This is a genomic window from Xanthomonas sp. SHU 308 (assembly GCF_000364645.1).
Taxonomy (GTDB): Bacteria; Pseudomonadota; Gammaproteobacteria; order Xanthomonadales; family Xanthomonadaceae; genus Xanthomonas_A; species Xanthomonas_A sontii.
In genome coordinates, this window is record NZ_AQOK01000663.1 from 1 (window position 1) to 1198 (window position 1198).

Consider the following 1198-nt stretch of genomic DNA (forward strand, 5'->3'; position numbering starts at 1 on the left):
CAGTGGCGGCGCTGGTACGCCGCCGCCGCCGGCATCGCCTTCACCTCGCTGGAGCTGGCGCGCGGTTTCGTCGGCGCCGGACTGTTCGCCGGATCCACGCGCCTGTTCGCCATTCCCGAATCCAGTTGCCGCTTCACTCCCGGCGAGCGCGACCAGGCGCGCCGCGACAGCGGGCTGCATGGCGCGCCCTGCGTGCTGTGGGTCGGCCATCTGAGCGAGGGCAAGGATCCGCTCACCGTGCTCGACGGCGTGGCCCGCGCCAGCGAGCAACTGAGCGGGCTGCAGCTGTTCTGCGCGTTCGGCGATGCGCCGCTGCTGCCGGTGGTGCAACAGCGCATGCAGGCCGATCCGCGGCTGGCCGGCCGCGTGCACCTGCTGGGCCGGGTGGAGCACGCGCAGATCCAGACCCTGATGCGCGCGGCCGACTTGTTCGTGTCCGGCAGCCTGGGCGAGAGCTGCGGCTACGCGGCGCTGGAGGCCTATGCCTGCGGCACGGTGCCGGTATTGACCGACATCCCGGCGTTCCGTGCGCTCAGCGACGGCGGCCGGGTCGGCGCGCTGTGGCCCTGCGGCGACGCCGAACGCCTGGCCACCGCGCTGCTGCAGGCCTCGCGCGACGGGCCGTCGCGGGCGCTGGTGCGCGCGCATTTCGATGCGCAGCTGTCGTTCGCGGCAGTCGGCCGGCGCTGGGCGCGCGCCTATGCGCAGTTGCTCGGTGCCACGTCGCGGAGCGCGGCATGAAGCTGGCGCTGGTGGTACCGGGCGGCGTCGACCGCAGCGGCGAGTACCGGGTGATTCCGGCCTTCCTGAGCCTGATCGAGCGGCTGGCGCGCGTGCATGAATTACACGTCTTCGTGCTGCACCAGGAACCGCTGCCGGCGCAATGGGACCTGCTGGGCGCGCGGATCCACAATATCGGCGCGGCGCGTACGCGCTGGCGGGCGATCGCCGCGATCCGCGCCGAGCACCGCCGCGCGCCGTTCGACGTGGTGCAGTCGCTGTTTTCCGGCCACTGCAGCCTGATCGCGGTGGCGGCAGCGCGCTGGCTGCGGCGGCCGAGCCTGGTGCACATCGCCGGCGGCGAACTGGTCGTACTGCATGCGATCGGCTACGGCGGCCGGCGCAAATGGCAGGGACGGCTGCGCGAGGCGCTGGTGTTGCGCCTGGCGAGTGCGGTGACCGCCGCCAGCGCGCCCAT

At 73.1% G+C, this 1198-nt stretch carries 2 protein-coding genes; both read left to right on the top strand.

What is annotated here, in order from left to right:
* The coding region (locus tag D588_RS0118210; RefSeq protein ID WP_017916994.1) for a glycosyltransferase family 4 protein at positions 1-741 on the top strand (741 nt) is incomplete at its 5' end.
* Positions 738-1198: glycosyltransferase (locus tag D588_RS0118215; RefSeq protein ID WP_017916995.1), on the top strand; the 461-nt coding region annotated here is incomplete at its 3' end. The genes D588_RS0118210 and D588_RS0118215, both read left to right, overlap by 4 nt.